This is a genomic window from Halorubrum sp. Boch-26, assembly GCF_029889805.1.
Taxonomy (GTDB): Archaea; Halobacteriota; Halobacteria; order Halobacteriales; family Haloferacaceae; genus Halorubrum.
Map to the genome: position 1 here is coordinate 46,713 of NZ_JARANT010000005.1, position 6,000 is coordinate 52,712.

Here is a 6,000-nt window from a genome sequence, read left to right on the forward strand (position 1 = left end):
TCGTCACGGCCGGACCGGCTCCCCCGGTGAGCCGACGGTGGGCTTTTGTCCGAACCGCCCGATGTAGCGGTATGAGCGTCGAGCGGATCCTGTTGACGAACGACGACGGCATCGACGCCGTCGGCTTCCGCGCCCTGTACGACGCCCTCGCGGTCGATTACGACGTGGTCGCGGTCGCGCCCACCGGGGACCGGTCGTCGATCGGCCGCGCCATCTCCGCCGACGTGGCGGTCGCCGACCACGAACTGGGCTACGCCGTCGACGGGACCCCCGTCGACTGCGTCGTCGCCGGCCTCGACGAGCTCGTCCCCGACGCGGACCTCGTGGTCGCCGGCTGCAACGAGGGCGCCAACCTCGGCGCGTACACTCTCGGGCGGTCCGGGACCGTCTCGGCGGTCGTCGAGGGGTCCTTCTTCGGCGTCCCCGGGGTCGCGACGTCGATGTACGTCCCGGGCGGCGACGACTGGTGGAAGCGGGAGCTCCCGCCCGCGTCGTTCGCACACGCCGTCCGCGCCACGCGGTTCCTCGTGGACGAGGCCGGCGCTGCGGGCGTGTTCGATCGGGCCGACTACCTCAACGTCAACGCGCCGATGGCGGAGCCCGTCGAGGGCGACGGCGGTCGAGAGAAAGCCCCGAGCGACGGCGGTCGAGAGAAATCCCCGAGCGACGGCGTCCCGCGTGCGGCCGCGGTCGACCCCGCGGCGATGCGCGTCACCACGCCCTCGGAGTGGTACGGAATGGAGGCGAGCTCCGACGGAAACGGCGGCGTCAACATCTCCGACCCGATCTGGGGCCGGATGACGCCAGCGGACGTACCCGACTCGATCGGCACCGACCGGCGCGCGGTCGTCGACGGCGAGGTGTCGGTCTCGCCGCTGTCGGTGCCGCACGCCGCGGAGCCGGACGCGGGGCTCGACGAACTCGCGAACCGGTACGGGGACGCGGAGTAGAACCGAAATCCGGAAACGCCGACTACGACTCGTCGGCGCTGACGGTGACCTTCGCCTCGCTGACGACGCGGTCGCCCATCTCGTAGCCGGGCTCGTACACCTCGTGGACAGTACCGTCTGGCTGGTCGCTCTCGACGCGCAGCATTACCTGGTGGCGCGCCGGATCGACCTCCTCGCCCGGTTCGGGATCGATCGATTCGACGCCCTCCTCGGCGAGCACCTCGTCGAACTTCTCCAGCGTCGACTCGACGCCGGGGCGGAGGTCGCTCCCCTCCTCCTGATCGAGCGCGCGCAAGAGGTCGTTGCGGACGGGGGCGATCCGCTCGACGAGCGACTCGGAGGCGCGCTCGCGGATCTCCTCTTGCTTGCGCTTGGCGCGCTGCTTGTAGTTGCTGAAGTCCGCCTTCACGCGGGCGAGTTTGCTCGTCAGCTCCTCCGCCTCCTCCTCGGCCGCGAGCAGCTCCTCGCGCGTCTCCGCGAGCTCCGCCTCCAGTTCCGCGACCTCCCGGGCGAGCGCCTCGTCGTGCTCGGCGACGGCGGCGGCCAGCGCCTCGCCGTCACCGCCGCCGTCGCGGGCCTCGCCGTCCGCGCCGGCCGACTCGCCGCTCGTTCCCTCGGCGGTCGCCTCCGCCGTGCCGCTCGCTCTCGCCGCGTCGCCCTCGGCGTCGTCGGGGGACTCGACCTCGACGTCGACGGCGTCGTCGTCGCTCATACCCGATCGAAGTCGGTCGGCGTGCATAAGCGTTGCAGAACGCGGTCGCGAGCGCCGGCGCGGAGTGCGAGATCGGCCGTCGTTAGTCGCCGCCACGACCCCGACCGGATTTATGAGGTCGGCCGCCGATCCGTCGATCGCATGCCACCCCGTCCCTCGACGTTCTCGATCGCCGCACGCGACCCGGAGACCGACGCCGTCGGCGTCGCCGTCCAGTCGAAGTTCGTCAGCGTCGGCGCGGTCGTCCCGTTCGTGAGCGCGAACGCCGGCGCGGTCGCGACGCAGAGCTTCGCGAACGTCGCCTACGGCCCCGACGGGCTCGACCTCCTCCGCGGGGGGCGCGACCCGGCGGCGGTCGTCGACGAACTCACGAGCGACGACGACGAGGCGCCCTCGCGACAGGTCGGCGTCGTCGGCCTCGACGGCGAGCCGGCCGCGTTCACCGGCGACGAGTGCCACGACTACGCCGGCGACCTGCAGGGCGACCACTACACCGTCCAGGGCAACATCTTGGAGAACGCCGAGACCCTGACCGCGATGGCGGCGGCGTTCGAGGAGATCGACGAGGGACTTCCGGAGCGGCTGCTCGCCGCGCTCCACGCCGGTAACGCGGCCGGCGGCGACAAGCGCGGCGAGCAGTCGGCGGCGCTGTACGTCGCCAAGCCCGAGGGCGGCTACGACGGCCGCAACGACCGATGGATCGACGTGCGCGTCGACGACCACGACAGCCCGATCGACGAGCTGGAGCGCGTGTTCAAGCTGTACGACGTGACGCTCTTGGAGCGCGAGGCGCCCGACGAGACCCGGGAGCTGACGGGCGACGCGGCCGCGGCGGTCGCGGAGGTGTTCTCCGACCTCGGCTTCCTCGACGAGGGCGATTCGGCCGAGGGCGACGTGGCCGAGACGGACGCGGCCGAGGGCGACGCCTTCGGCGATCCCCACCGCGAGGCGCTGGAGACGTTCCGCGGGATGAACAACTTCGAGAACCACCCCGTGCCGGTGCTGGAGGACGCCATCGCTCGGGGCTGGGAAGACGCGGAGGGCGAGGGGGAGGACCGCCTCGTCGACGCGGTGTGGCACGGGCTCTCCCGACTCGATCGGGTTTAAAAGGGCCGCCGAGACGGACGCCGACCCCGAACCACGGCGCCGCCGACCCCGAACCACGGCGCCGCCGACCCCGAACCACGGCGCCGCCGACCCGCGGGAGTATTTAAATATCGACCACCAAGCGGTGGCAATGACCGCGCCGAACCGGAACGCGCTGTGGGCGGGGGCCCTCGTGGACGAGCTCGTCGCCGCGGGCGTCGACGCCGTCGTCGTCTCGCCCGGCAGCCGTTCGACGCCGCTGACGATGGCCGCCGCGCGCCGCGACGACCTCCACGTCTTCTCGCAGCTGGACGAGCGCTCCGCCGCCTACTTCGCGCTGGGCCGCGCCCGGCGGACGGGGAGCGTCACACCGCTGATCTGCACGTCCGGCACCGCCGCCGCCAACTATCATCCCGCCGTGATGGAAGCGAGCAACGCTCGCGTCCCCGTGCTCGCGCTCACGGCCGACCGCCCGCCGGAGCTACGCGACTCGGGCGCCAACCAGACCGCCGACCAAGAGAAGCTGTACGGCGACGCCGTCCGGTTTTATAAGGATCTCCCCGAGCCGGCGCCGAACGACCGCGCGCTCCGCTCGCTGCGGACTACCGTGAGCCGAGCGGTCGCGGCCGCCGAGGGCGCCGACCCCGGGCCCGTCCATCTCAACGTCCCGTTCAAGAAGCCGCTGGAGCCGACGCCGATTCAGGACGACGTGCCCGAGGGCCTCGACCCGGTCGCGGAGGCAGGCCGCGACGCCCCCTACGTCGACGTGACACCGGGGTCGCCGGAGCCGGGCGACGACGAGCTCCGCGCGCTCGCGAACGAGCTCGCGACGGTCGACCGCGGGCTGATCGTCGCCGGGCCCGCGGACCCGCCCGGGCTCGACGCCGAGTCGGTCACGGCGCTGTCGCACGCGACCGGGTTCCCGATCCTCGCCGACCCGCTCTCGGGCGTCCGGTACGGCGGCCACACCCGGGTCGCGCCCGTCATCGGCGCGTACGACGCGTACCTCTCGTCGGCGGTCGCCGGGGGCTCAGAGTCCTCGACCGAGTGGACCGACCCCGAGGTCGTCATCCGGCTCGGCGCGTCGCCCACCTCGAAGAACCTCCGCAAGTACCTCGCCGGCACCGGCGCCGACCAGTACCAGGTCGACCCCGCGGGGCGCTGGCGCGAGGCGGAGTTCGCCGCGACCGACCTCGTCGTCGCCGAGCCCAGTCGCCTCTGCGCACGGCTCTCGCGGCTCGGCGGCGGAGGCGGCGGCGACCCGGACTGGCGGGCGCAGTGGGAGGAGGCCGACGGCGTCGCGCGGGCGGTCCACGGCCGAGAGGGAGACGGAAGCGGGGACGCCCCGACGGCCGACGAGCCGGCCGGCTTCCACGAGGGGGACGCGATCCGAGCCGTGGCCGGAGCGCTCCCCGATCCCGCGACGCTGTTCGTCTCCAACTCCATGCCCGTCCGCGACCTCGATCGGTTCGTCGGGCCGACGACGACGAGCGTCACCGCGCTCGGCAACCGCGGAGTGAGCGGGATCGACGGGATCGTCTCCAGCGCGCTCGGGGCCGGCTCGGCGACGACGGACGGTCTCACCCTCGTCGTCGGCGACCTCGCCTTATACCACGACACCAACGGCCTGCTCGCGATCGACCGGTGCGACGTCGACGCGACGGTCGTCCTGATCAACAACGACGGCGGCGGGATCTTCCACGCGCTCCCGATCGAGTCGTTCGAGCCGGAGTTCACGGAGTCGTTCAAGACGCCGCACGGAATCGAGTTCGAGCCGGTGGCCGACCTCCACGGGCTGGAGTACGCGCGGGTCGACGCGCGGCCCGAAGCGGTCGCGGACCCCGCCGAAACCGCCGCGGAACTCGAATCGGCGTGCGAGCGGGCCCGCGAGGCCGACGGCTCCCACCTGATCGAGGTCCGGACCGACGCCGAGTCCAGTCACCGGACGCGCGAGCGGCTCGCGGCGGCGGTCGAGGACGCGGTCCACGGCGGCGGCTCGGACTGAGACCCCGACCGGGACCGGCGCCGACTCACTCGACCGCGACCGTCGCGGTCGCCCGCGCGTCCTGTCTCTCCCCGGTCAGCGATCCGACGATCAGGTACTCGCCGGGCGGCGGGTCGGACCACGTCCCCTCGTACGTCGCCGACTCGCCCGGTACGAGCGTCTCGCTGCCGAGCGCCTGCGTGAACAGCCGTCCCGCGGCGTGTCGCCAGACGGGGTCGGCGTCTCGGTCGCGAGCGTCGGCGGCGGCGGCGAGCCCGCCGTCGGCTCCCTCGTAGGCCGCGAAGTCGACGCGCTGGCCGGTCCGGAACCGAAGCGCGACCGGATCGTCGCCGTCGTTCGTCACGGTGAGCGCGAGGTCGAGCCCTTCGTCGCCGTCGGTGGTCGTCAGCGCGGCGGTGAGCATGCGTTCGGCTCGCGCGCATGTCGAGTTAAAAACCGGGGCGCACCGGACGACGACGCGCATAAGTCCCGGCTCCGCCTACGTAGACGCGTGCAAGTCGTGGGCTACGAGTCGGGAGCGGGGCTCTACGTCGCCAGCGGCGGCGCGGTCGAGTTCGTCGAGGCCGACGCCGGGACGGAGCTCGCCTACGGGCTCGGCGACCGCCGCTGCGCGGGGACCGTCCACGACGGCGAGCACGTCGCCTGCGACGACTCCGACGCGCCCTACTGCGACGCCCACGGGAGCGTCTGGGTGTGCGCGCGGTGTACGGGGACCTGTTTGAAAGACGAGATGGACTGTCACGAGGAGCACGCGCTGTACCTCGCCGCGTTCGCGCCCGACGTGCTGAAGGTCGGCGTGACGCGCCTGTGGCGGCTGGAGACGCGGCTCCGCGAGCAGGGTGCGGACCGAGCCGCCCACGTCCGGACCTTCCCCGACGGACGGATCGCCCGGCGGGTGGAGGCCGAGCTGGCCGAGGCCGACGATCTCGTCGACCGCGTCCGGGTGCCGACGAAGCTCGCCGGGTTCGGCCGCGACGTGGACGAGTCGGCGTGGGAGGCGCTGTTGGAGCGGTTCGACCCGATCGCGCGCTTCCCGTTCGACGACGGGCTCGACCTCGACGAGCGGCCCGTCGCGGAGACGATGGCGGCGGGAACGGTGCGCGGCTGGAAGGGTCGGGTGCTGGTGCTCGACCGCGGCGGGTCGACGTACGGGGTCGACGCCCGCGAGCTTGTCGGCCACGAGCTCACCGACGAGGTGCCGGGCCGCGAGCTGCAGTCGAGCCTGGGGGCGTTCGGGGAGTGACGGG

Annotated in this window: 6 protein-coding genes; 4 read left to right on the forward strand and 2 right to left on the reverse strand. The window is 73.0% G+C overall.

Features of this window, described 5'->3' with window-relative positions; all coding sequences use genetic code 11:
- The first annotated feature begins 71 nt into the window (after nucleotides 1–71).
- On the forward strand, nucleotides 72–950 hold the full coding sequence (locus OQF71_RS01495) for a 5'/3'-nucleotidase SurE (RefSeq protein ID WP_280585329.1): 879 nt from the start codon (nucleotides 72–74) through the stop codon (nucleotides 948–950).
- 22 nt (nucleotides 951–972) lie between these two features.
- On the opposite strand, the gene OQF71_RS01500 is transcribed toward OQF71_RS01495, so the two are convergent.
- Complete coding sequence (locus OQF71_RS01500) at nucleotides 973–1,662, reverse strand: nucleotide exchange factor GrpE (RefSeq protein WP_280585330.1); 690 nt, start codon at nucleotides 1,660–1,662, stop codon at nucleotides 973–975.
- 141 nt (nucleotides 1,663–1,803) lie between these two features.
- On the opposite strand from OQF71_RS01500, the gene OQF71_RS01505 reads away from it, so the two are divergent.
- Both OQF71_RS01505 and menD read left to right on the forward strand, forming a co-directional pair.
- Nucleotides 1,804–2,769: a DUF1028 domain-containing protein gene (locus OQF71_RS01505; RefSeq protein ID WP_280585332.1), complete on the forward strand. Its 966-nt coding sequence runs from the start codon at nucleotides 1,804–1,806 to the stop codon at nucleotides 2,767–2,769.
- Nucleotides 2,770–2,899: 130 nt separating this feature from the next.
- Nucleotides 2,900–4,753 (forward strand): 2-succinyl-5-enolpyruvyl-6-hydroxy-3-cyclohexene-1-carboxylic-acid synthase, encoded by a 1,854-nt coding sequence (gene menD / locus OQF71_RS01510; RefSeq protein WP_280585334.1) that lies wholly within the window; start codon nucleotides 2,900–2,902, stop codon nucleotides 4,751–4,753.
- A gap of 25 nt (nucleotides 4,754–4,778) precedes the next feature.
- Here menD and OQF71_RS01515 read toward each other — a convergent pair whose 3' ends face one another.
- Nucleotides 4,779–5,156: a BsuPI-related putative proteinase inhibitor gene (locus OQF71_RS01515; RefSeq protein ID WP_280585335.1), complete on the reverse strand. Its 378-nt coding sequence runs from the start codon at nucleotides 5,154–5,156 to the stop codon at nucleotides 4,779–4,781.
- An 87-nt stretch (nucleotides 5,157–5,243) separates the two neighbouring features.
- Here OQF71_RS01515 and OQF71_RS01520 point away from each other — a divergent pair, with 87 nt between their 5' ends.
- Nucleotides 5,244–5,996, forward strand: coding sequence for a DUF2797 domain-containing protein (locus OQF71_RS01520; protein WP_280585337.1), 753 nt, complete (start codon nucleotides 5,244–5,246; stop codon nucleotides 5,994–5,996).
- The last annotated feature ends 4 nt before the right edge of the window (nucleotides 5,997–6,000 follow it).

Bases quoted from the DNA above. Each gene is read 5' to 3' on its own strand.
- OQF71_RS01495 (WP_280585329.1), top strand. From the start codon at position 72: ATGAGCGTCGAGCGGATCCTGTTGACGAACGACGACGGCATCGACGCC.
- OQF71_RS01500 (WP_280585330.1), bottom strand. From the start codon at position 1,662: ATGAGCGACGACGACGCCGTCGACGTCGAGGTCGAGTCCCCCGACGAC.
- OQF71_RS01505 (WP_280585332.1), top strand. From the start codon at position 1,804: ATGCCACCCCGTCCCTCGACGTTCTCGATCGCCGCACGCGACCCGGAG.
- menD (WP_280585334.1), top strand. From the start codon at position 2,900: ATGACCGCGCCGAACCGGAACGCGCTGTGGGCGGGGGCCCTCGTGGAC.
- OQF71_RS01515 (WP_280585335.1), bottom strand. From the start codon at position 5,156: ATGCTCACCGCCGCGCTGACGACCACCGACGGCGACGAAGGGCTCGAC.